The sequence below is a fragment of the Burkholderia orbicola genome (assembly GCF_900100915.1).
In the GTDB taxonomy this organism is placed as follows: domain Bacteria; phylum Pseudomonadota; class Gammaproteobacteria; order Burkholderiales; family Burkholderiaceae; genus Burkholderia; species Burkholderia orbicola.
Map to the genome: position 1 here is coordinate 285353 of NZ_FNKW01000001.1, position 23042 is coordinate 308394.

21 protein-coding genes are annotated in these 23042 nt (G+C 68.0%); 5 read left to right on the top strand and 16 right to left on the bottom strand.

All coding sequences use genetic code 11. The annotated features are described in order from the left end of the window. Nucleotides 1-6: 6 nt before the first annotated feature. The 3 genes from BLS50_RS01275 to BLS50_RS01285 all read right to left on the bottom strand — a co-directional run bounded on the left by BLS50_RS01275 (nucleotide 7) and on the right by BLS50_RS01285 (nucleotide 2541). Nucleotides 7-444: an acyl-CoA thioesterase gene (locus BLS50_RS01275; RefSeq protein ID WP_074800129.1), complete on the bottom strand. Its 438-nt coding sequence runs from the start codon at nucleotides 442-444 to the stop codon at nucleotides 7-9. A gap of 157 nt (nucleotides 445-601) precedes the next feature. After that, nucleotides 602-1138, bottom strand: a complete 537-nt coding sequence (locus BLS50_RS01280; RefSeq protein ID WP_069232526.1) for an NUDIX domain-containing protein — start codon at nucleotides 1136-1138, stop codon at nucleotides 602-604. Between the two features lie 122 nt (nucleotides 1139-1260). Further along, on the bottom strand, nucleotides 1261-2541 hold the full coding sequence (locus BLS50_RS01285; protein ID WP_074802738.1) for a YbfB/YjiJ family MFS transporter: 1281 nt from the start codon (nucleotides 2539-2541) through the stop codon (nucleotides 1261-1263). Between the two features lie 123 nt (nucleotides 2542-2664). On the opposite strand from BLS50_RS01285, the gene BLS50_RS01290 reads away from it, so the two are divergent. Continuing rightward, nucleotides 2665-3579 (top strand): LysR family transcriptional regulator, encoded by a 915-nt coding sequence (locus tag BLS50_RS01290; RefSeq protein WP_074800131.1) that lies wholly within the window; start codon nucleotides 2665-2667, stop codon nucleotides 3577-3579. 147 nt (nucleotides 3580-3726) lie between these two features. Here the strand turns inward: BLS50_RS01290 and alaS are convergent, their stop codons facing one another. Then, a complete protein-coding gene (alaS, locus tag BLS50_RS01295) occupies nucleotides 3727-6351 on the bottom strand; it encodes an alanine--tRNA ligase (protein ID WP_074800133.1) in 2625 nt (874 codons plus the stop codon). A gap of 254 nt (nucleotides 6352-6605) precedes the next feature. On the opposite strand from alaS, the gene BLS50_RS01305 reads away from it, so the two are divergent. Then, nucleotides 6606-7826: a CaiB/BaiF CoA transferase family protein gene (locus BLS50_RS01305; protein ID WP_012328332.1), complete on the top strand. Its 1221-nt coding sequence runs from the start codon at nucleotides 6606-6608 to the stop codon at nucleotides 7824-7826. A gap of 96 nt (nucleotides 7827-7922) precedes the next feature. Here the strand turns inward: BLS50_RS01305 and BLS50_RS01310 are convergent, their stop codons facing one another. Together BLS50_RS01310 and BLS50_RS01315 are read right to left on the bottom strand one after the other, a co-directional pair. Beyond that, entirely contained in the window at nucleotides 7923-8471 is a 549-nt protein-coding gene (locus BLS50_RS01310; protein WP_027813481.1) for an RBBP9/YdeN family alpha/beta hydrolase, read from the bottom strand. A gap of 195 nt (nucleotides 8472-8666) precedes the next feature. After that, nucleotides 8667-8876, bottom strand: coding sequence for an ornithine acetyltransferase (locus BLS50_RS01315; protein WP_006476248.1), 210 nt, complete (start codon nucleotides 8874-8876; stop codon nucleotides 8667-8669). Between the two features lie 254 nt (nucleotides 8877-9130). Between BLS50_RS01315 and BLS50_RS01320 the strand changes: the two genes are divergently transcribed. Next, nucleotides 9131-10840 (top strand): glutamine--tRNA ligase/YqeY domain fusion protein, encoded by a 1710-nt coding sequence (locus BLS50_RS01320; protein ID WP_011694261.1) that lies wholly within the window; start codon nucleotides 9131-9133, stop codon nucleotides 10838-10840. Between the two features lie 138 nt (nucleotides 10841-10978). Here BLS50_RS01320 and BLS50_RS01325 read toward each other — a convergent pair whose 3' ends face one another. The 3 genes from BLS50_RS01325 to BLS50_RS01340 all read right to left on the bottom strand — a co-directional run bounded on the left by BLS50_RS01325 (nucleotide 10979) and on the right by BLS50_RS01340 (nucleotide 13610). Next, complete coding sequence (locus BLS50_RS01325) at nucleotides 10979-11449, bottom strand: NUDIX hydrolase (protein ID WP_011545186.1); 471 nt, start codon at nucleotides 11447-11449, stop codon at nucleotides 10979-10981. A gap of 11 nt (nucleotides 11450-11460) precedes the next feature. Then, nucleotides 11461-11847 (bottom strand): hypothetical protein, encoded by a 387-nt coding sequence (locus tag BLS50_RS01330; protein WP_053523994.1) that lies wholly within the window; start codon nucleotides 11845-11847, stop codon nucleotides 11461-11463. Nucleotides 11848-12260: 413 nt separating this feature from the next. Next, nucleotides 12261-13610 carry a cytochrome-c peroxidase gene (locus BLS50_RS01340; RefSeq protein ID WP_074800143.1) on the bottom strand — a complete coding sequence of 450 codons (1350 nt, stop codon included), beginning with the start codon at nucleotides 13608-13610 and terminating at the stop codon, nucleotides 12261-12263. A 220-nt stretch (nucleotides 13611-13830) separates the two neighbouring features. Between BLS50_RS01340 and BLS50_RS01345 the strand changes: the two genes are divergently transcribed. After that, entirely contained in the window at nucleotides 13831-15417 is a 1587-nt protein-coding gene (locus tag BLS50_RS01345) for an acid phosphatase (protein WP_011694259.1), read from the top strand. A 113-nt stretch (nucleotides 15418-15530) separates the two neighbouring features. Here BLS50_RS01345 and BLS50_RS01350 read toward each other — a convergent pair whose 3' ends face one another. The 6 genes from BLS50_RS01350 to BLS50_RS01375 are packed head-to-tail and all read right to left on the bottom strand — an operon-like array spanning nucleotide 15531 to nucleotide 21206. After that, the gene (locus BLS50_RS01350) at nucleotides 15531-17045 is read right to left on the bottom strand and encodes an alginate export family protein (protein WP_074800146.1); all 1515 of its coding nucleotides are present in this window, start codon (nucleotides 17043-17045) and stop codon (nucleotides 15531-15533) included. Next, the gene (locus BLS50_RS01355; protein ID WP_074800148.1) at nucleotides 17042-17740 is read right to left on the bottom strand and encodes a YoaK family protein; all 699 of its coding nucleotides are present in this window, start codon (nucleotides 17738-17740) and stop codon (nucleotides 17042-17044) included. Before BLS50_RS01355 ends, BLS50_RS01350 begins: the two co-directional genes overlap by 4 nt. Further along, nucleotides 17737-18651: a VOC family protein gene (locus BLS50_RS01360; protein WP_074800152.1), complete on the bottom strand. Its 915-nt coding sequence runs from the start codon at nucleotides 18649-18651 to the stop codon at nucleotides 17737-17739. The genes BLS50_RS01355 and BLS50_RS01360 overlap by 4 nt, the downstream gene beginning before the upstream one ends. 26 nt (nucleotides 18652-18677) lie before the next feature. Next, nucleotides 18678-19130, bottom strand: a complete 453-nt coding sequence (locus BLS50_RS01365; RefSeq protein WP_074800155.1) for a DoxX family protein — start codon at nucleotides 19128-19130, stop codon at nucleotides 18678-18680. Nucleotide 19131: 1 nt separating this feature from the next. Continuing rightward, a complete protein-coding gene (locus tag BLS50_RS01370) occupies nucleotides 19132-21021 on the bottom strand; it encodes an amidohydrolase (protein WP_074800158.1) in 1890 nt (629 codons plus the stop codon). 17 nt (nucleotides 21022-21038) lie between these two features. Continuing rightward, complete coding sequence (locus BLS50_RS01375) at nucleotides 21039-21206, bottom strand: DUF1427 family protein (protein WP_011545177.1); 168 nt, start codon at nucleotides 21204-21206, stop codon at nucleotides 21039-21041. A gap of 98 nt (nucleotides 21207-21304) precedes the next feature. Between BLS50_RS01375 and BLS50_RS01380 the strand changes: the two genes are divergently transcribed. After that, the gene (locus BLS50_RS01380; RefSeq protein ID WP_027808800.1) at nucleotides 21305-22228 is read left to right on the top strand and encodes a LysR family transcriptional regulator; all 924 of its coding nucleotides are present in this window, start codon (nucleotides 21305-21307) and stop codon (nucleotides 22226-22228) included. A 62-nt stretch (nucleotides 22229-22290) separates the two neighbouring features. Here BLS50_RS01380 and BLS50_RS01385 read toward each other — a convergent pair whose 3' ends face one another. Beyond that, the gene (locus BLS50_RS01385; protein ID WP_011545175.1) at nucleotides 22291-22977 is read right to left on the bottom strand and encodes a hydrolase; all 687 of its coding nucleotides are present in this window, start codon (nucleotides 22975-22977) and stop codon (nucleotides 22291-22293) included. Between the last annotated feature and the right edge of the window lie 65 nt (nucleotides 22978-23042).

Consider the following 23042-nt stretch of genomic DNA (forward strand, 5'->3'; position numbering starts at 1 on the left):
GTCGCGTCAGGCGGCGAGCGGTTCGAGCGCGGCGCGCAGCGCGTCGGGCAGCGGCACCGGACGGCGCGTGTCGCGATCGACGTATACGTGCACGAAATGCCCCTGCGCGGCGGGCGACGCCTCGTCTTGCGCGAACAGCCCGACTTCGTAGCGCACGCTCGACGTGCCGAGCTTGACGACGCGCAGCCCCGCGTCGACCGATTGCGGGAACACGAGCGGCGCGAAGTAGTTGCACTGCGTCTCGACGACCAGCCCGATCGTCTGCCCGTGCTCGACGTCGAGCACGCCCGCGCGGATCAGGTACTCGTTCACGACGGTGTCGAAGTAGCTGTAGTAGACGACGTTGTTCACGTGCCCGTAGACGTCGTTGTCCATCCAGCGGGTCGTGATCGGCAGGAAGTGGCGATAGGCGTCGCGCGGACGCGGCTGCGGCTTGTCGGACATGGCGATGGCGCTCAGGACGAGGGAAGCGAAGGGAACGATGGGAACGGTTGGGACGACGCGCGGCGGCCGAAGCACGCGGCGCGCCGGCAGGCAACGCGGCGTCGCGTCGCGATCGCGCGCGGCACAGCGGACGACACGCCGCGGGCAGGCCGGCGCGTCACTGCCCCGGCCGGTCGACGAATTCGAAATCGAGGCCGCGCGCGCGCATCCAGTCGGCGAGCGCGACGCCCGTGCCGGCGCGCCACGGGCGCAGCAGCGGCGGATCGACGAGCTTGTATTCGAGCAGTTCCGGCGACAGCGACACCGTGCCCGACGCCCGCACGTGGTACGCGATGATCAGTTCGTTCTTGCGGATGAATTCGTACACGCCGACGAGCGACACCTGCTCGGCCTTCAGCGCGGTTTCCTCGAATACCTCGCGCGCGATGCCGTCCTCGGGCGTCTCGCCGTTTTCGAGGAAGCCGGTGATCAGCGCGAACATCCCTTCGGGCCACGCGGCGTTGCGCGCGAGCAGGATCTTGCCGTCGAGTTCGACGATCGCGGCGACGACCGGCAGCGGGTTGTTCCAGTGCACATAGCCGCAGGTGTCGTCGGGGCAGGCCTGGCGGACGCGGCCGCCTTCATGGTCGGGATCGGCCCGCTCGGTCAGCGGGCTCGCGCAGCGCGGGCAAAAGCGGTAGTCGGCGGTGGTCATCGATGGGGATCTGGCGAGCGCCGGGCATCGGCCTGCAGGCCGCGTCGGACACCCGCTCGGCGCGGGAAAGGCTTCATTCTAGCGAGTTTGCCCGCGCCCGAGACGATCCGGCCCCACCGGCGTCAGGGCGACCCGCGCCCGCGTGCGGCGGTCGCCGCGAAGCCGGCGGCGCCGGTCAGCAGCGCCGCCACCGCGACCCACAGCGCGGGTGTGAACGACCCGAAGCGCGCGGCCAGCGGCGCCGCGACGAGCGGCCCGAGGATCTGCCCGACGCCGTACGACGCGGTCGCATAGCCCATCAACCCGGCCGCCCGCTCGCCGTGCAGACGCCTTGCCTCGCGCATCGCGAACAGCGTGATCGCGGTGAACGGCAGGCCGAGCAGCGCGCTGCCGATCGAGAAACCGGCCGCGTTCGGCCACACGATCCCGGCTGCGATACCGAGCGCCTGCGTCACGCAGCCGGCCGCCAACAGCAGCCGGTTGTCCCAGTGCCCGGGCAGCCGTGCGGCGGTGATCGCGCCGACGATCAGCGCGGCGCCGAACATCGGCCAGAACAGGTCGGGCCACGGCGAACCGGCCGGCAGCGCGGCGCGCGCGATCACCGGCAAGAACGTCGCGGTGATGATGTAGCCGAAGCCCGGTGCGCCGTACAGCACGACGAGCCACGCGGCGTCCGCGCGAGGGCGTCGCGTGTCGGCCCGCGCCGCCGGGGTGACCGGCGCACCGGTGGCCGCATGCGGCGCGGCAGCCGGCGGCGTGGGCTGCGCGTGCGCCGGGGTCGGAGTCCGTTCGGGAGCCGGCGTCGTACCAAACGTGCGCCAGATCGCGACCGACAGGACAGCCGACAACGCCGCGAAACCCAGCCAGCCCACCGATGCACGCTGCCCGGCCAGCGCACTGCCGATCAGCCCCGTCACCACGATGCCGACGCCCGGCCCCGCGTAGATCACCCCGCTCCATTCGGGCGCATGCAGCTCGGCCAGGCGCCGCAGTCCCCATTGCGACACGAACACGAACGTCCATGCGCTGACGACGCCCGCGACGAAACGCACGACGAGCCACACCGGCAGCAGGTGGCCGACACCCATCGCGGCGGTGAGCAGCACGGTCGCGACGAGCCCGAAGCGCACCATCCGCGCCGGCGCGACGCGCAGCGCCGCGCAACTGACCGCGCCGACGAAGTATCCCGCATAGTTCGCCGACGCGAGCCAGCTGCCGCCCTTCAGACCGATCGAGCCGTCCGCGAGCATCAACGGCAACAGCGGCGTGAACGCGAAACGGCCGACGCCGAGCACGACGGCCAGGCCGACCATGCAGGCGAGCGCGGCCGCGCGGGCACGGCGGTCGGCCTGGTCGGACGAAAGCACGTGGGCAGCGGCGGTCGAAGCATCGAAGCGGGACATGGCGGCATGGGCGGGCGCGTCGCGCGCCGGCCGGATCGGAAATCGGAATGGGTCCATCCTAGCTTGACCAACCGTTCTCGAAAAATGAATAATTGAGAATCGACCCATCCCTTGGAGAGAATCATGGACCTGGCGGCGCTGGCGATTTTCCGGGCGGTCGTGCGCGAAAACGGCGTGACGCGCGCGGCGGCCAAGCTCAATCGCGTGCAATCGAACGTCACGACGCGCATCAAGCAGTTGGAGGAAGAACTCGGCGCGGCGCTGTTCGTGCGCGACGGCCGCCGGCTCGTGCTGACCCCGGCCGGGCACACGCTGCTGCCGTATGCGGAGCGCCTGCTCGCACTCGCCGACGAGGCGCGCGACGCGGTGCGCGAGGACACGCCGCGTGGGCGGCTGCGGCTCGGCACGATGGAAAGCACGGCCGCGAGCCGGCTGCCGACCCTCCTCGCGCGCTACCACCATGCGTGGCCCGACGTGTCGCTCGAACTGCTGACGGGCACGACGGGGTGCCTGATCGACCGCGTGCGCGACTTCGAGATCGACGCCGCGCTGTTCGCGCGGCCGCCCGATCCCGACACGCTGCCCGACACGTTCGAGACGGTGCCGATCTTCCGCGAGGACCTCGTGCTGCTCACGCCGCGCGGCCACCCGCCGGTGCGCACGCCGCGCGACGTGATCCTGCCGACGCTGATCGCGTTCGAGCGCGGCTGCGCGTATCGCAAGTACGTCGAACGGTGGTACGCGGCGCACGGCGTGAAGCCGGCCCGTGTGCTCGAACTCGGTTCGTATCACGCGATCGTCGCGTGCGTCTCGGCCGGCGCGGGCGTCGCGGTCGCACCACGTTCGGTACTCGATCTGCAGCCGGAGACCGGCAACATCGCCGCGCACACGATTCCCGAACTCGAAGGCATCGACACGCTGCTCGGGTGGCGGCGCGGTTATGCGTCGGCGGCGCTCGCCGCGCTGCGCGATGCGCTCACCGACGCCGCGCGGCAGCCTGGGGACATGACGACGCCAACGGTGACCGTGCCGGCCTGACCCGTATGCGCGCGCCACCGCATCGATCGACGCGCATGGGCTGCACAAACGAAACGACCCGACCGGCGCCTGCCGATCGGGTCGTTTTTCGATTCACGCGATGCCGTCAGGGCGACGGCATCGCATCGGTCGTGCAACGATCAGGGTTCAGAGCCGTTCTTCGACCCAGCCCTTCACGCCCGCCAGCGCGCCCGGCAGGTTCGCCGGCTCGGTGCCGCCCGCCTGCGCCATGTCCGGACGGCCGCCGCCCTTGCCGCCCACTTGCTGCGCGACGAAGTTCACGAGCTCGCCGGCCTTGACCTTCTTGCTCGCGTCCGGCGTGACGCCCGCGATCAGGCTCACCTTGCCGCCTTCGACGGCCGCCAGCACGATCGCCGCGCTCTTCAGCTTGTCCTTCAGCTTGTCGACCGTTTCGCGCAGCGTCTTCGCATCGGCGCCGTCGAGCGTCGCGGCCAGCACGTACACGCCGCCGATTTCGACGGCCTGCTGCGCGAGCTCGTCGCCCTGGCTCGACGCGAGCTTCGACTTCAGCGCGCCCAGTTCCTTCTCGAGCGACTTCACCTGCTCCTGCACCTGCGCGATGCGCTGCGTGAGTTCCGACGGCTGCGCCTTCAGCGCGGCCGCGGCTTCGTTCACGCGTGCGTCGAGCTCCTGCACGTAGCGCACCGCGTTGTCGCCGGTGATCGCCTCGACGCGGCGGATGCCGGCCGCGACGCCGCCTTCGACGACGATCTTGAACAGGCCGATGTCGCCGGTGCGGTGCACGTGCGTGCCGCCGCACAGTTCGCGCGAGAAGCCGAGATCGAGCACGCGCACTTCATCGCCGTACTTCTCGCCGAACAGCGCCATCGCGCCGCCCTTCACCGCTTCGTCGTACGGCATCACGCGCACGATGCCCGGCGCGTTGGCGAGGATCTCGTTGTTGACGATCTGCTCGACGCGACGGATTTCGTCGTCGGTCATCGGTGCGTTGTGCGCGAAGTCGAAGCGGGTCTTGTCCGCGTCGACGAGCGAACCCTTCTGCTGCACGTGCGCGCCGAGCACTTCGCGCAGCGCCTTGTGCATCAGGTGGGTGGCCGAGTGGTTGCGCTGCGTGCGGGCGCGGCGGTGCGCGTCGATTTCCGCGCGCAGCACGTCGCCCACCTTCAGCGTGCCCTGCTCCAGCGTGCCGTGATGGCCGATCACGTCGGCCTGCACCTTCAGCGTGTCGGCCACCGCGAAGCGCGTCGCGGCGTTCGCGAGCACGCCCTGGTCGCCGACCTGGCCGCCCGATTCCGCATAGAACGGCGTGTGATCGAGCACGACGACCGCGTCCTGGCCGGTCTTCACCTCGTTGACGGCCGAACCGTCGACGTACAGCGCGACGACCTTCGCGTCGTCGAACGCGATTTCCTCGTAACCGTGGAAGGTGGTCTTCGCGCCCGAGTATTCGAGGCCTTGCGTCGCCTTGAACTTGCCGGCCGCGCGCGCCTGCTCGCGCTGGCGCGCCATCGCGTCGTCGAATGCCGGCTCGTCGACCGTCATCCCGCGCTCGCGGCACACGTCGGCCGTCAGGTCCAGCGGGAAGCCGTACGTGTCGTGCAGCTTGAACGCGAGTTCGCCGTCGAGCACCTTGCCGCCCTTCGCCTCGACCTCCGCCAGCGCGGCTTCGAGGATCGACATGCCGTGCTCGATCGTCTCGAAGAAGCGCTCTTCTTCCTGGCGCAGCACGTCGGTCACGCGCTGCTCGGCTTCCTTCAGCTCCGGATAGGCGGTGCCCATCTCGGCGACGAGGTCGGCCACCAGCTTGTGGAAGAACGCGCCCTTGCGGCCGAGCTTGTAGCCGTGGCGGATCGCGCGGCGCACGATCCGGCGCAGCACGTAGCCGCGGCCTTCGTTGCCGGGGATCACGCCGTCGACGATCAGGAACGAGCACGCGCGGATGTGATCGGCGATCACCTTCAGCGAGTTGTTCGTGTGGTCGCTGATCTCGGTCACGCGCGCGGCGGCCTTGATCAGGTTCTGGAACAGGTCGATCTCGTAGTTGCTGTGCACGTGCTGCAGCACCGCGGCGAGACGCTCGAGGCCCATGCCGGTGTCGACCGACTGCTTCGGCAGGCGCGTCATGTTGCCCTGCGCGTCGCGGTTGAACTGCATGAACACGAGGTTCCAGATCTCGATGTAGCGGTCGCCGTCTTCTTCAGGCGACCCCGGCGGGCCGCCCCACACGTCCGGGCCGTGGTCGTAGAAGATTTCGGTACACGGGCCGCACGGGCCGGTGTCGCCCATCGTCCAGAAGTTGTCCGACGCGTAGCGCGCGCCCTTGTTGTCGCCGATCCGGATGATCCGCTCGGTCGGCACGCCGACTTCCTTCGCCCAGATGTCGTAGGCTTCGTCGTCTTCCTGGTAGACGGTCACCCACAGCTTGTCCTTCGGCAGCTGGTAGACCGTGGTCAGCAGCTCCCACGCGAACTTGATCGCGTCGTGCTTGAAGTAGTCGCCGAACGAGAAGTTGCCGAGCATCTCGAAGAACGTGTGGTGGCGCGCCGTGTAGCCGACGTTCTCGAGGTCGTTGTGCTTGCCGCCCGCGCGCACGCTGCGCTGCGCCGTCGTGGCGCGCGAGTACGGGCGCGGGTCCGTGCCGAGGAAGACGTCCTTGAACTGGACCATGCCCGAGTTCGTGAACATCAGCGTGGGGTCGTTACCGGGCACGAGGCTCGACGAGCGGACGATCGTGTGGCCCTTCGATTCGAAGAATTTGAGGAATTTCTCGCGGATTTCGGCAGCTTTCATGGCGTGCGGGGACAGTCTGGCAAAGACGGCTTCAAACGCCGCCGCCCCAGGCGGGGCGCGCGGCGGCATGGATTCGGAAACGATCGATTATACGGGATCGGGGCCGGCTTCCGGGCAAAGCGCCGGCAAGGCGGCTCGGCCATCCGGACGAGCCGCCTGGGCCACCCGCGCGGCCGATTCGCCTTAAGATGCTCGGCATGCCAATCGGCCTTGCCCGACAACGCAGGCCCGCCATGAAAGGAGACGATTCGACGATGGGTGCCCTGAGCCATATCCGCGTGCTGGACCTGACCCGCGTGCTCGCGGGCCCGTGGTGCGCGCAGACCCTTGCCGATTTCGGCGCGGACGTGATCAAGGTCGAGCGCCCGGGCGCCGGCGACGACACGCGCCACTGGGGGCCGCCGTACCTGAAGGACGCGGACGGCGCGGATACCGCCGAAGCCGCGTACTACCTCGCGGCGAACCGCAACAAGCGCTCGGTGACGATCGACATCGCGACGCCCGAGGGGCAGCAGATCGTGCGCGAGCTCGCCGCGCAGAGCGACGTCGTGCTGGAGAACTACAAGGTCGGCCAGTTGAAGAAATACGGGCTCGACTATGAAGCGCTGCGCGCGGTGAAGCCCGATCTCGTCTACTGCTCGGTCACCGGCTTCGGCCAGACCGGCCCGTATGCGCACCGCGCGGGCTACGATTTCATCGTGCAGGGGATCGGCGGCTTCATGAGCATCACCGGCGAACGCGACGGCGAGCCGGGCGGCGGCCCGCAGAAGGCCGGCGTCGCGATCGCCGATCTCGCGACCGGCCTCTATTCGACGATCGCCGTGCTCGCCGCGCTCGCGCATCGCGACCGCACGGGCGAAGGCCAGTACATCGACATGGCGCTGCTCGACGTGCAGGTCGCGCTGCTCGCGAACATGAACACCAACTTCCTCGCGAGCGGCAAGCCGCCGGTGCGCTGGGGCAACGCGCATCCGAACATCGTGCCGTACCAGACGTTCCAGACGCGCGACGGCTGGATTATCGTCGCGGTCGGCAACGACGGGCAGTTCCGCAAGTTCGTCGAGGCCGGCGGCCGGCCCGAGCTGGCCGACGACGAGCGCTTCGCGACGAACCCGTCGCGCGTGCGCCACCGCGACACGCTGGTGCCGATCCTCGCGGAGATGGTGAAGGCCCGCGGCAAGGCCGACTGGATCGGCGCGCTCGAAGCGGCCGGCGTGCCGTGCGGGCCGATCAACGATCTCGACGAGGTGTTCGACAACGAGCAGGTGGTCGCGCGCGGGATGCAGGTGTCGTTGCCGCACCCGTGCGGCGCGGACGTGAAGCTCGTGCGCAACCCGATCCGGATGAGCGCGACGCCGCCGGACGCGCGCACGGCCCCGCCGCTGCTCGGCGCGCAGACGGAAGACGTGCTGCGCGACATGCTCGGCTACGACGACGTGCGGATCGCCGCGTTGAAGGCGAAACAGGCGATCTGACGCGATTCGGGTGACGGCGTCGCGGCGGCTGCGGGCGCACGTGGCGTGCAACGACGGGATCACACGGCCGCGACCCGCGCCCGACCGGCAGGCTGACTAACGCCCGAGCGCGTCGAGCCAGCCGCGCGCTTGCGGCCAGTCGCCGAGCCCGCTGTCCGCGTTGATGTGACCGCGCGGGCCGAGGTCATGGAACGTGCTGCCCCACGCGTTCGCGCAGCCGCGTGCGAACGCGAGCGAACCGTACGGATCGTCGCTGCTCGCGACGACACAGGTGGGAAACGGCAGCCGCTCGTGGGGCACCGGGCCGAAGCCGTGTGCCTCTGCCGGAAACACCGGCCCGGCGGGATCGGGCAACGCGACGAGCAGCGCGCCGCGCACTTTCGCGAGCGCGGCCGGGCGTGCATAGCGGGTCGCCCACCAGGCGGTGGTCAGCGTGCCGAGGCTGTGGCCGGCGATCAGCACGGGCCCGCGCGCGGCTTCGACCGCCCGGTCGAGCGCGAGACACCAGCCGTTGCGGAACGCGCGGTTCCAGTCAGGCATCGCGACCCGCGAGAAGCGCGCATCCGCGCGCTCCCAGCGGCTCTGCCAGTGAAGCGGGCCCGAATTGGCATAGCCCGGCAGGACGAAAACGACGGGGTCGGTCATGGAAGGATTCGTCGACGAATGGAATCGTGTTGTAGCGTCGACGCAGTGTCGCACACCCGCCTCTCCCTGATGGTGCCTGTCAAAATTCGGGGGATGTGCGTGACCTTCGAGCGGGTCGTGACGCGCTCAGGCAGGCGTCACGACCGGCCGGCGTGCAGTGGCGCCCACGTCGCGGGCGCCAGCCGGCGTGGTAGATCAGCGTACGCCGGCGCCGACCAGGCCGCCTGCCGCCGCGCCGGCCACCGTGCCGATCGGGCCGCCCGTGATCAGGTAGCCGAGCGCGCCGCCCGCGGCCGCGCCAATACCGGCGTTACGCTGCGTATGCGTCATCGCGCATGCGCCGAGTTGCGACAGGGCCGCGACGATCACCGCGGTACGAACGAGAAAAGTGGTCTTCTTCATCATGATTATTGGCTTCCTCCCGCCAGGCAAAAATTGCGAATGGCGGCATTGAATCGGTAAAGCGATCATAGGAAAACCCGAACGGTGCCGGCAATCCGATTTACGTCGTGTTACAGCCGACACACACTCGATATATTGCGAAACACATCGCGAACCGACGGCAGCCGACCGGCAGGCCGCGCGGGACGGACCCCGGTCAGGTAGAATTACAGGATTAAACCGGCGCGACGCGCCGACACAACCCTGACGCCAACCGCATGAGCACCGAACGCAACGACGCCCCCGCGGCTTCCAATTTCATCCGCAACATCATCGACGACGACAACCGCACCGGCAAATGGGGCGGCCGCGTCGAAACGCGCTTCCCGCCCGAGCCGAACGGCTATCTGCACATCGGTCACGCGAAGAGCATCTGCCTGAACTTCAGCGTCGCGCGCGACTACGGCGGCGTGTGCCACCTGCGCTTCGACGACACGAACCCGGAAAAGGAAAGCGTCGAATACGTCGACTCGATCGTCGACGCGGTGCGCTGGCTCGGCTTCGACTGGCGCAAGGACGCGGTCGATCACCAGTATTTCGCGAGCGACTACTACGACAAGCTGTACGAGTTCGCCGAGCTGCTGATCCAGCGCGGCAAGGCTTACGTCGACAGCCAGAGCGCCGACGAAATGCGCGCGAACCGCGGCTCGCTGACCGAAGGCGGCAAGCCGTCGCCGTTCCGCGATCGCACGCCGGCAGAAAACCTCGACCTGTTCCGCCGCATGAAGGCCGGCGAGTTCAAGGAAGGCGAGCACGTGCTGCGCGCGAAGATCGACATGGCGTCGCCGAACATGAACATGCGCGACCCGGTGATCTACCGGATCCGCTACGCGCACCATTACCGCACCGGCGACGCATGGTGCGTGTACCCGATGTACGACTACACGCACTGCATCTCGGATGCGCTCGAAGGCATCACGCATTCGCTGTGCACGCTCGAGTTCGAGGATCACCGCCCGCTGTACGACTGGGTGCTGAACGAACTCGCGGAAGCCGGCGTGTTCACGCGCCCGCTGCCGCAACAGATCGAATTCTCGCGGCTGAACCTCACGTACGCGATCACCAGCAAGCGCAAGCTGCTGCAGCTCGTCACCGAAGGCCACGTCGACGGCTGGGACGACCCGCGGATGCCGACGATCGTCGGCGTGCGCCGCCGCGGCTTCACGCCGGAAAGCATTCACCTGTTCTGCGAACGGATCGGCGTGACGAAGATCGATTCGTGGATCGACATGAGCATCTTCGAAGGCGCGCTGCGGGACGACCTCGACGACAAGGCCGCGCGTACGGTCGCGGTGCTCGATCCGCTGAAGCTCGTGATCGACAACTATCCGGAAGACCTCGAGGAAGCCTGCACGGCGCCCGTGCATCCGCACCATCCGGACCGCGGCGTGCGCACGTTCCCGATCTCGCGCGAGCTGTGGATCGAGCGCGAGGACTTCGTCGAGAATCCGCCGAAGGGTTATTTCCGGCTGTTCCCGGGCAACAAGGTGCGCCTGCGCTACGGCTACGTGATCGAGTGCACGGGTTTCGACAAGGACGCCGACGGCAACGTGACGGCCGTGCACTGCAACTACTTCCCGGACAGCAAGTCGGGCACCGAAGGCGCGAACACGTACAAGGTCAAGGGCAACATCCACTGGGTCAGCGCGAAGCACGCGCAGCCGGCCGAAGTGCGGATCTACGACCGCCTGTTCAAGGAGCCGCACCCGGACGCGGGCGGCGCGAACTTCCTCGAGGCGCTGAACCCCGATTCGAAGAAGATCGTGCAGGCGTACCTCGAGCCGGGCAACGGCGACGTCGCACCGGAAACGCGCCTGCAGTTCGAGCGCCACGGCTACTTTGTTGCAGACCGTGTCGATTCGAAGCCGGGCAAGCCGGTGTTCAACCGGATCGTCGGGCTGCGCGACAGCTGGGGCAAGCCGGCCTGACGGCCTGCTGCACGCGGCGGCGTGCGGCTTCGCAAGCCGCCCCGCTGCCTGCCCATGAAAAAAACCGGCTCGAGGGCCGGTTTTTTTATCGGCGTGCGCCGAAGGACGGATGGCCGCAGCGACAGCCGCGGCGCTCATTCACGCGCCCGACAACCGCCGATGCAGCTCCGCCAGCGACAGCTTCGTGCGAAACAGCCGCGCGAGACTGCGGCTCGCATAGGTGTCGACGTCGCCCGGCACGGTCCAGCGATACGCATCCATCTCGGGAATCATCGAGCCGTCGCGACGGCTCGGAAACAGCGACGTACACGTACACCGCGCGGGATCGATCTCGCCTTCGGCCACCTGCACCGCGAACAGGTGCAGGTCCTTGTCGTGCCGGTATGCGAAGCGGCCGAGATCGAGCAAGCGTGCCGGCGCGAACTCGATGCCGGTTTCCTCGAGCAGTTCGCGCAGCGCGGCGTCGGCCGGCGTCTCGCCCGGTTCGCCCTGCCCCTTCGGGATGTCCCAGTGCGTGGTGTCCGTCGCGTGCGCGAGGAACACGCGGCCGGCCGTATCGAGGATCACGACGCCGCACGACACCGTGCGCGGCGCGCCGCCCCGCTTCATCATGCGCGTGCTCAGCGCTTCTGCAGCTGCCACTTGCCCGCGGCCGTCTTGCAGTAGACGGGCTTGAGCGTCATCGTCTGGCCCTTCGCGGTGATTTCGGTCGCGATTTCGCGGCAGGTCTTGCCGTCCGTCTCGGTCGTGCTCGGCGTGAGCTTCGCATCGATCTGCGTGCCGCGGCCGTTGCTCTGCCACGTCGTGGTTTCGCCGTCCTTGCCTTCGTCGCGCGCCTGCACGACCGCCTTGGAGAGCGACGCGCGATCGGTCTTGCTGAAATAGCTGATCGGCGTGTCGTTCAGGAAATTCAGGTTGTTCTGCGCATGGGCGGGCAGCATCGCGGCTGCGCACGCGGCGCCGGCCAGCACACGCGTGACGATGGAAAGGGATGCACGCATCGACATGTTTTTCTCCTTGGATGTTCGATCGAACGGCGTGGCGCATGCCGGCGGACCGGGGGCCGGCCCGCCGGCATGCGCCACGCCCGTCAGCGAGCGAGCATAGCATGCGTGCTACCGTGAATGCCTCGAGGGCCTGTTCCCGCTAATAACGGGCTTGCGAACGTGCCTTTCCGCCCGCAGTGCAAGGAGTAAGGAGCGCCGTTTGGCCGTGCCAAACAAGCGACGCACGACGCCGCAATGTGGGCGGAAAGGCACGTTCCCCTTGTTTGGAAAAATGCATTCGTGGGGCTGGCCCCCAGAAGGGCCGATCGCCGCGTCATGCTCCTCGCGAATACGTCGAGTATTCGCTTCGTCGCAATCCTCGCGCTCGGCCCTTCTGGGGGCCAGCGCAAGCCCGTTATTAGCGGGAACAGGCCCTAGGGCTTGGCCACCGCACCCGTTTGCTGATACCCGTCAGTCAGCGTGCCGAGGAACGCGATCACGTCCTTGATCTCGGCCGCGTTCAGCGCCGGCTGGTCGCCGGGCTTGCGGTCGAACGGCGCTTCGCGGTTGATGTTCGGCCAGTAGCGCTTCGGCAGATCGTCGTAGATCTGCACCTTGCCGTGCACGACCGGATAGAACTTCTCGGGATGGATGTCGCGTTCGACGTAGAAGCGCATCACGTCCTCGAGCGAGTGATACACGCCGTTGTGGAAGAACGTCTTGCGCAGCGCGACGTTGCGCAGCGACGGCGTGCGGAACAGCCCGCAGAATTCGTCGCGGCCCTTCAGGTCGGTGCGCTCGGGGCCGCAGGCGCCGAGATCGTAGAAGCGCGGGTCGCGATTGACCGGCAGCGCGCGGTTGCGCGGCACCGCGATCGCGATCAGCCCGAAATCGCTGAACTGCGGCGGGCCGCCTTCGAGCGTGCGCTGGCTGATGTGGCAGCTCGCGCAGTTACCCTTCTTCTCGTCGTTGAACAGCTGCAGGCCGTGCAACTCCGCGGGCGTGAGCTGCGCGTGGCCGGCCAGATACGCGTCGTATTTGCTCGTGTACGGATCGAACAGCGCCGGCTGCTGCTGGAATGCGTCGAGCGCGCGCAGCACCGCATCGAACGTCGCCCGGTCGTCGCCGAGCACCTGGTCGCCGAACGCCTTGCGGAACGCGTCGGCGTACGGCGCGGCGCGAACCGCCTTCGCGACCCGCGCGGGCGAGCTGCTCATCTCGAACGGCGACGTGAGCGGAATGCGCGCCTGCGCATCGCGCGTATCGACGCGACCATCCCAGGTCAGTCCGCCGGTCGGCCCCGCGTCGATGCTTTCGTCACCTTCGTCCGGCGAATCGTGGAAGTGCTCGCTGAACGGCGGGATACCGCGCAGGTACTTCAGCGACGGCACCGCGCGAAAGCCGGTACGGTGCATGTCGTCGCCGCCCAGCTGCACCGACAGCGCGTTCGGCGGCCCGAACGCATGTTCGGCGCTGTGGCACGACGCGCAAGCGAGCTTGCCGGACCCGGACAGCGACGGATCGAAGAACAGCTGCTTGCCGAGCGCCGTCATCTGCTTCACGCCTTCGAACACCTGTGCACGCGTCTGCGGCTGGCTGGCCGGCGCGACCGCCGGGGCGGCCGGAGCGGCCTGCGCCGCCGGTACGACGGACGCGGCCGACGCACTCGTGCCGGGCTGCGCATCGCAACCGGCCAGCGCCGCGAGCGCGCCGACCATCGCGAGCGTCGCCGCGGCGGGAATCAGCGATCGCGCGGACGCGAAGGATTTCAGAAGGGTGTGCATCGTTGTTCTGGTAGCGGTGGGCAATCGGCCGGAGCTTATGTCAGTTCCGTGACCGTTGGATGACGTTCAACCGACAGTCAATTGAAAGCGTCCCTACACCCGGCTGTCAAATCGGTTCCAGATAATGCGCGCAGCCGGGCGGTACCGCGAGGTTCGCGCGCCGGCCCTCCCGCCACCCGGTTCCCACACGCGACCAACGACGAATGAGAGAGAACATCGCATGAAGAAGCACGCCTGGATTCGCTACACGCCGATCGCCCTCGCGGCCGCGCTCAGCCTGACCGCCTGCGGCGGCGACGACGTCACGCAACAGGGCCTGTCGGCCGTCAAGAACGTCGTCGTGATCTACGCGGAAAACCGCAGCTTCGACAACCTGTACGGCAACTTCCCGGGCGCGAACGGCCTGCAGAACGCGACGGCCGCGAATTCGGTGCAGAAGGATCGCGACGGCTCGACGATGGCGACGCTGCCGAAGATCTGGGGCGGCCTGACCGCGACCGGCATCACGCCGGCGGTGACCGAGGCGATGACGGCGAACCTGCCGAACGCGCCGTTCGCGATCGACGATCCGAAAGGCTTCAACCAGTCGATGAGCATCGCGACGCGCGACATCGTGCACCGCTTCTACCAGGACCAGATGCAGATCAACGGCGGCAAGAACGACATGTACGCCGCCTGGACCGACGCGGGCGGCCTGACGATGGGCCACTACACGGCCGATCCGTCGAAGCTGCCGCTGTGGAAGATCGCGCAGCAGTACGTGCTCGCCGACAACTTCTTCATGGGCGCGTTCGGCGGTTCGTTCCTGAACCACCAGTACCTGATCTGCGCGTGCGCGCCGTACTACGCGAATGCCGACAAGAGCCCGGCGGCCGGCAAGATCGCCGTGCTGAACGCCGACGGCAAATCGCTGAAGGTCGCGACGAATTCGCCGGCTTCCGCGCTGAGCGGCCCGCCGAAGTTCGTCAACGACGGCGCGCTCACGCCCGACTTCTACGGCATCAACACGATGCAGCCGGCGTATCAGCCGAGCGGCAACAAGGCGGCTGCGGGCGGCGATCCGCTGCTCGCCGACCCGGCCAATCCGTCGACGATGCCGCCGCAGACGGCGACCAACATCGGCGACCTGATGACCAACGCGGGCGTGTCGTGGGCGTGGTATTCCGGCGCGTGGGGCCAGGCGCTGCAGGCGAGCCAGAACGGCACGTCGAACGTGATCTACGGCGCCGACCTGTCGACGCCGAACTTCCAGCCGCACCACCAGCCGTTCAACTACTTCGCGAACCAGGCGCCGGGCACCGCGAGCCGCGCGCAGCACCTGCTCGACGGCGGCGCGAACGGCGCCGAGTTCATCAAGGCGATCGACGCGGGCACGCTGCCGCAGGTCACGTTCTACAAGCCGCAAGGCAACCTGAACGAGCACCCGGGTTACACGGACGTCACGTCCGGCGACCAGCACATCGCCGACGTGATCGCGCACCTGCAGGCGAGCCCGCAGTGGAAGAACATGGTCGTGGTCGTCACGTACGACGAAAACGGCGGCTTCTGGGATCATGCGACGCCGCCGAATGCCGACCGCTGGGGCCCGGGTACCCGCATTCCCGCGCTGATCGTGTCGCCGTACGCGAAGAAGGGCTTCGTCGATCACACGCAGTACGACACGGGTTCGATCCTGCGCTTCATCACGCGCCGCTTCTCGCTGCCGCGCCTCGCGGGCCTGCAGCAGCGCGACGACGCGCTGAAGGCGAACGGCGCGCAGCCGATGGGCGACCTGACGAACGCGCTCGCGCTGTCGCCGAACCTGTAACGGCATCGCCATCCCCGCGAACGGGCCGGCCAAACTGGCGGCCCGGACGAACGAAGGGCAGCCCCGCGGGGCTGCCCTTTTTCATGTCGCGTGCGGGTTGCCGCGCGCCGCCGTCACCAGCCGTACTTCAGCTCGACGCCGACGTAATCCGCGTTGTGCCCGCCCGCCTGCCGGATCGCGTCGCCGACCTGGAAATGCACGGCCTCGATCGCGCCGATCAGGTTCGCGGCGATCGTCCAGTCCGCGCGTAGTTGCACGTACATGCCCGTCCACAATCCGCCCTTGCCCGCCGTGCCCGGCACCGGGATGTTCGGCTGCTGATAGACGGCGTCGCCGGTCGTCTCGCGCCACTGGAACCCGAGCGCGCCGAGCAGCGACAGGTTCGCCCACGGTTTCAGCGTCACCAACGGCTTCACGTGAATCAGGTTCGCATAGCTCGTATAGCCGGCCAGCGTGAAGTAATAGCCGTTCGGAAACAGCGGATTGAAGGTGCCGACGCGGCCGTCGCGCGGATGCCGGTCGCCCGATGCCGCGTCGACCTGCAGCGCGATGCGCGGCGACCACGGCGCGTCGAGCTTGTAGCCGGCGATCGAGCCGACGGCCCACGCGCCGATCGTGGCGTTGCCGACCGTGCCGGTCTGCAGCATCGTTTCGAGATCCCAGTCGAAGCGCCCGTGCGTGCCCGTGTAGCGAACGTCCCATACGTCGCGATGCTCGGGGCCGCTCGCATCGAGAAAACGCGCGCCGCGGCGGTTGTAACGCGACCAGTAGCCGGACAGGTCGCCCGGCCCCACCGACTGCCGCTCGAAGCGCACGCCGCTGAACGTGAGATCGCGATTCGACACGTCGTCGAAATCGGACGCGTTGCGGTTCTGCACCGGCTGCGTCGCATAGCCGATGAAGCGCCACTTGCCGTATTCGTAATCGGCCCACACCGCATCGAACGCCAGCCGCACGTTCGGGCCGTCGCGCGCGGCGATGAAGCGCTGCAGGTCGAACGCCATCTCCTGCCGGCCGACGCGGAACTTGACCGTGCCGCCGCCGAGCGCGCCCGTGTAGGTCGCGAACGCCTGTTCGAGATCGAGCGGGTTCCTGTCGACCGGCGACACCGTGTTCTTGCCGAACGCGCGTGCGTCCTGCAACTGCGCGAAAAACTGCCAGTGCGGGCCGAGATGCGCATCGGCGTGCACTTCGATGCGCTGGATCAGGTACGTATCCGATTGCGCGGAGCCGATGCCGAACAGCGGCGCGTCGTTGGTCTCGAGACGCTCCCGCAGGTTCACGCCGAGCGACAGATAGGAGGACGGATCGTTGCCGAGGGGAAGGTATTTCAACCCGTCGAGCGGCGCGCGCGGCACGCACGGATTCGCGAGCACCGACCAGTCTTCCTGCCAGCGGTTGAACAACACCGTCGGGCGTTTGGCGGTGCACGTCGAGGCCGGCGCCGAAGCCGATGACGCGGTCGATGCTGGAGTCGGTTCTTGCGTCGAAGTCGAAGTCGAAGTCGACGCAGTTGCCGCTTCCGCGCACACCGCGTCGGCGCCCGCGAACAACAGCCCCGCGACGATCGACACGCGCGCGGCCCGCTCGACGCGGCGGCCGTGGCGTCGTCTCCGTCGCTCGATCATGCGCGCTCCTGCGTGGTGGTGCCGGCTGATTGCGCCGCGCACAGCGCGAGCGTCGCGAGCGCGCCGACGGGCACCAGCAGCGCCAGGAATCCGATATAGCGAAACCCGAGCGCACCGCCCGCCGCGCCGAGCGCGAACGCGACGATCGCCGGCAGCATCTTCGCGAAGCGTGCGCGCGCGGTGGCGCGCACGCTGTCCGCCATGCCGGGCGACAGGATGTCGACCGCATCCAGGATCGCCTGCGTGACGTTGCCGGTCATCACCGTATTCGGCACGCCGCCCGCGCGGGCGATCACGCGCGGATGCGCATTCTGCACGCCCATCGCGAACGTGCCGACGATGCCGGCCACGAGCGCCGCCAGGCTATCAGGCTGCGTGACGGGCGTCGCCCACACGCCGGCCGCACAGAAGCCGAGCAGCAGCACGGCCTGCACCGTGTGCAGCACGCGCGTGCCCTGCCAGGCCGGTCGCGCGGCCATCGACCGCGCGATCAGGCTGCTCGCGATCACGCCGCACACGAACGCCGGAAACACGCTGAGCTTCAGTATGACGCCCTGGCCGAAGCCCGCGATGCCCGCGCCGATCAGCACGAAGTTGCCGGTCACGTGCGCGGTGAACAGCCCGAACAGCGCGACGAAGCTGAGCGTATCGACGAAGCCGGCCACCGCGGCAAGGATCGTGTCCTCGTGCTTCATCGCGCCGCGCTCGCGTGGATTTCGGCGACGTAGCCGCCGGGGAACTGCACGAGCGCCGCGTCGCGGCCGTCCGACTTGAACGGCGGCACCAGCACCGTCACGCCCGCGGCTTCGGCCTGCTTGAGCGTCGCGGCGAGATCGGGCACTTCGTAGCCGGTCATCTCGCGGCCGAACGGGTAAGGCAGATGGCCATCGGTCACCAGCACGGTCATCTTGCCGAAGCCCGATTCGATGCGAATCCGGCGGTAGGTATCGTCCGGCCGACCGATCTCGATGCCCGGCGCCTTCAGATTGTCGGACACCACCTTGCCTTTCGAGAACTTGACGAAGTCGTGCACGAACTTGCGCACGCTTTGCGGCGACACATAGACGCGATTCTCGGGGATGGTCTGCAGTGCGTCGTAATTCGGCGCCTGCGTGTGCCAGTACAGCTGCATGTTCACGCCGCCCGCCCACGTGATGATCGCGTCGCGGCCGATCGGGTCGGGGAACGTGTCGACGATCACGTCGGCACCGTGCTCGCGCGCCGACTTCACGGCAACGTCCATGTCGGTCACCAGATAGCCGGTGCGCTCCGCGCAGAACGGATACGGGATCGGCGTCTTGAAGCCGAACACCGAGATCGTGCCGACCGGCGTGAGCACCAGTTGCGACATCGTCTGGCTCGGCGTGGGCGTGACCTGGAACACGCCCTGCTTCGACTTCTTGCCGCCGAACGTCGCGACGAAGCTGTCGGTGAAGCGGTCGAAGTCTTCGGGGGCGACGCACACGTGCGTCGTGTCGTACTGCGGGCCGACCGCCACCGTCGGCACCGCCGCGGGCGGCACCGGCGGTTTTGCGAACGTCACGGGGGCAACGGCGAGGCCGCCCGCGAGCATCGCGGCGAGCAGCACGGAACGAACGGATTTCATCACAGGATTTCCTGGTTGTTGCATCGTCATCGAATGGAACGGCCATCATCGGCCGATTGCCGCGCATCGTCGAGCATGGTCGCGAGCACGAGTGCCGCGATCAGCCCGAGATGCTCGAAAAAGCTGTTGAGCGCCATGAAATGTTCGGCGCCCGAACGGTTCCAGAAATCGTTCGCCACGACCATCGCGACGAGCGTCAGCATGCCGAGGCTGCCGGCGCCGAGCCACGTGAAGCGGCGAAACACCACGCACAGCGAGCCCGCGATCTCGACCGCGATCGCGAGGGCCGCCCACAGCGCGGCCGGCTGCAGGCCGAAATGTGCCTGCTCCGCGACCGCGCCGGGGAAGTCGAGCGCCTTCGCGACGCCGCCGAGCAGATAGGCGGACACCAGCGCGAGGCGCGCGAGCGGCAGGACCCACGGCTGCGATAGCAGCGCGCGGACCCACACGGGGGTGCCGTAGACGGAGCGCGTCGTCATGTCAGACGGCCCAGCACGAACAGCCAAACGCGCCCCAGAAGCCCTTGGCGTCCGACGTCGGCAACGTGCGGCCCCACGCACCCGCGTGCGCATGCTGGTGAACGTTGCATTCGTTCGCGCAGGCGCACATCGCGGCGGCCGCCGCGCGTTGCAGCGGCGCGCCGTTGCGCTGCGTCGCACCCCAGCCGCCATAGCCCCCGAACTCGCGCACCGGCGACCAGTCGGGCATCGCCGGCGGGATCGGTGCGTCGTGCGACGCGAACGGCCCCGCGCCCCACACGATCTTCCCGTCGACCACCGTCAGCAACGCGGTCGTGCCGGCGATATCGTCTTCCGCGCACCCGAAGAAATCGCGATCCGGGACCACCAGGTCGGCAAGCTGCCCCACCGCGATGCGCCCTTTCTTGCCTTCCTCGTTCGAGAACCACGTCACGTATTCGGTCCACATCCGCAGCGCGGTTTCGCGATCGAGCAGGTTGCGCTGCGGATACATCCTCAGGCCGCCGACCGTCTTGCCGGTCACGAGCCATGCAAGCGACACCCACGGGTTGTACGACGCGACCCGCGTCGCGTCGGTGCCGGCCGACACCTTGAGCCCCTTGCCGAGCATCTTCGCGACCGGCGGCGTCGCCTCCGCGGCTTGCGCGCCGTAGCGCTCGACGAAATATTCGCCCTGGTACGCCATCCGGTGCTGCACCGCGATACCGCCGCCGAGCGCGGCGATCCGGTCCATCGATTGCTCGGTGATCGTTTCCGCGTGATCGAAGAACCAGTTCAGCCCTGCGAGCGGGATGTCCTCGTTGACCTTCTCGAACACGTCGAGCGCGCGGCTGATCGTTTCGTCATAGGTCGCGTGCATGCGCCACGGCCAACGGTTTTCCGCGAGCACGCGCACGACGCCTTCGAGGTCGTCTTCCATCTGCGCAGGCAGATCCGGCCGCGCGACGCGGAAATCCTCGAAGTCGGCCGCGGAAAACGCCAGCATCTCGCCCGCGCCGTTGTTGCGGAAGTAGTCGGTGCCGTCGTGGTACTTGACGCTCTTCGTCCAGTTCACGAAGTCTTCCTTCTCCGCGTTCGGCTTCTGCGTGAACAGGTTGTACGCGATCCGGATCGTCATCTCGCCCGCGTCGTGCAGCTTGCGGATCACTTCGTAATCGTCGGGATAATTCTGCGAACCGCCGCCCGCGTCGATCACCCCCGTCACGCCGAGCCGGTTCAGCTCGCGCATGAAGTGGCGCGTCGAGTTGTACTGATACTCGAACGGCAGCTTCGGGCCCTTCGCGAGCGTCGCGTAGAGGATCGTCGCGTTCGGGTTCGCGAGCAGCAGGCCGGTCGGGTTGCCTGCGGCATCGCGCAGGATCGTGCCGCCCGGCGGCTCCGGCGTGTCCTTCGTATAGCCGACCACCCGCAGCGCGGCCGCATTCAGCAGCGCACGATCGTACAGGTGCAGGATGAACACGGGCGTATCGGGCGCGACTGCGTTCAGTTCTTCGATCGTCGGCAGCCGTTTCTCCACGAACTGATGTTCGGTGAAGCCGCCGACCACGCGCACCCACTGCGGCGCCGGCGTGATCGCGACCTGCTGCTTGAGCATCTCCATCGCGAGCGCAAGCGACGGCACGCCGTCCCAGCGCAGTTCCATGTTGTAGTTCAGGCCGCCACGAATCACGTGGCAGTGGTTGTCGATCAGCCCCGGCAGCACGCCGCGGCCGCCGAGATCGACCACCTTCGTCGCGCGGCCCGCGAGCAGCATCACGTCCGCTTCGCTGCCGACCGCGACGAAGCGGCCGTCCTTGATCGCGACGGCGGCGGCGATCGGGTTCGCACGATCGAGCGTCGTGATGCGCCCGTTGTGCAGGATGAGATCGGGTGGGGTATCGGTTGCGCTCATGAATGTCCTCGATGTGCTCAGAAGCCGAGCCAGTGACGAACCGGCGCGATGGCCTGCGCGCCGACCAGCATGCCGGCGAGGCCGACCAGCGCGATCAGCGGCGGCGCCGGCGAGCGCACCTTGATCACGCTGTACACGACGCCGATCAACACACCGGCGCCCAATGAAATTAAATAAGATTCCATAATGTTTTTTCTCCCGGCCGGATTAGAATCACCGGCATCGCGAGGCCGCCCGCGCGGCGCATCGCATCCGTTTCGCTTCCCTGCCATCCATGCCGACCATGCAACATCTTCCTGATCTCGAAGCCTGGGCCATCTTCGCGCGCGTCGCAGAGACCGGTTCGTTCGCGAAAGCGGCCGACCTGCTCGGCATCTCGCAACCCACCGTGTCGAAGGCGATCGCGCGCCTCGAAAAGCGTCTCGGCGCGATGCTGCTGTACCGCACGTCGCGCAAGCTGTCGCTCACGCCGACCGGCGAACTGCTGCGCGACCGCGCGATCCGCCTGCTCGCCGATGCGGAACTGATCGAGAACGAAGCGTCCGCGCAGGCGCTCGAGCCGCACGGCCTCGTGCGCGTGAATGCGCCGATGTCGTTCGGGCTGCACCATCTGTCGCCGGTGCTGCCCGCGTTTCTCGAGCGCTATCCGCGCGTCGACATCGATCTCGTGCTCACCGATCACATCGTCGACATCGTGTCGGGCGGCTTCGACGTCGCGATCCGCATCGCCGAGCTGAGCGATTCGACGCTGCGCTCGCGCCGTCTGTGCGCGGTGCGCCGGCCGCTCGTCGCGTCGCCCGCGTATCTCGATCGACGCGGCCGCCCGACGCATCCGCGCGACCTCGAACAGCACGTGTGCCTCACGTACACCAACCTGCCGACGCCCGAGTACTGGCGCTTCCGTCATCCGGCGTCGGGCGACGAAGTCGGCGTGTCCGTGCACGGGCGCATCCGCACCAACAACGCGGACGTGATCCTCCCGGCCCTCGTCGGCGGTCACGGCCTGGCGCTGCAGCCCGAATTTCTCGTGTGGGACGCGATGCAGCGCGGCGAACTCGAGGAGGTGATGAGCGACTGGAAGATCGCGGACATCAACGTGAACCTCGTCACGCCGCCCGGCATGCTGCGCGCCGCGCGCGTGACGGTGCTGCTCGATTTCCTCGCGGAACATTTCTCGCACGCGCCGTGGGCGCTGCCCGCCGCCTGAACGCGTGATGGCCGACGGCAGGCGATCGCCGCAGCCCACGCGGCGATCGCGGCCGGTGACCGTTACTTCGCCGGCACGGCCGGAATCGACTCGTGCGGCGTCGCGGTACGCTGCGCTGCCTTGTGGACCATCGTGTATGCGTAGTCCACGCCCATCCCGTATGCGCCCGAATGCTCCTTCGCGATCGCCATCACCGCGTCGTACGAGTCGCGGCGCGCCCAGTCGCGCTGCCATTCCAGCAGGACCTGCTGCCACGTGACCGGCACCACGCCAGCCTGCACCATGCGCTGCATCGCGAAATCGTGCGCGGCCTGCGTCGTGCCGCCCGATGCGTCGGCGACCATGTAGATCTCGTAGTCGCCTTCGAGCATCGCGCACAGCGCGAACGTCGTATTGCAGACCTCGGTCCACAGGCCCGACACGACCACCTTCTTGCGGCCGTTCGCGGCAAGCGCGTCGCGCACCTTCTGGTCGTCCCACGAGTTCATCGACGTGCGTTCGAGCGTCTTCTGGTTCGGGAACACGTCGAGCAGTTCGGGATAGGTGTGGCCCGAGAAGCTGTCGCTTTCGACGGTCGTGATCGTGGTGGGGATGTTGAAGACCTTCGCGGCCTTCGCGAGCCCGACGACGTTGTTCTTCAGCGTCTGCCGATCGATCGACTGCACGCCGAACGCCATCTGCGGCTGCTGGTCGATGAAGATCAGCTGGCTGTTCTGCGGCGTCAGTACTTCAAGTTTCGGGTTGCTCATGGCGCAAGGTGTCCTGTGAACGAAAAAAGGGGGGCCTGCCTCGACCGTGAAAACGGGAGGAGCCT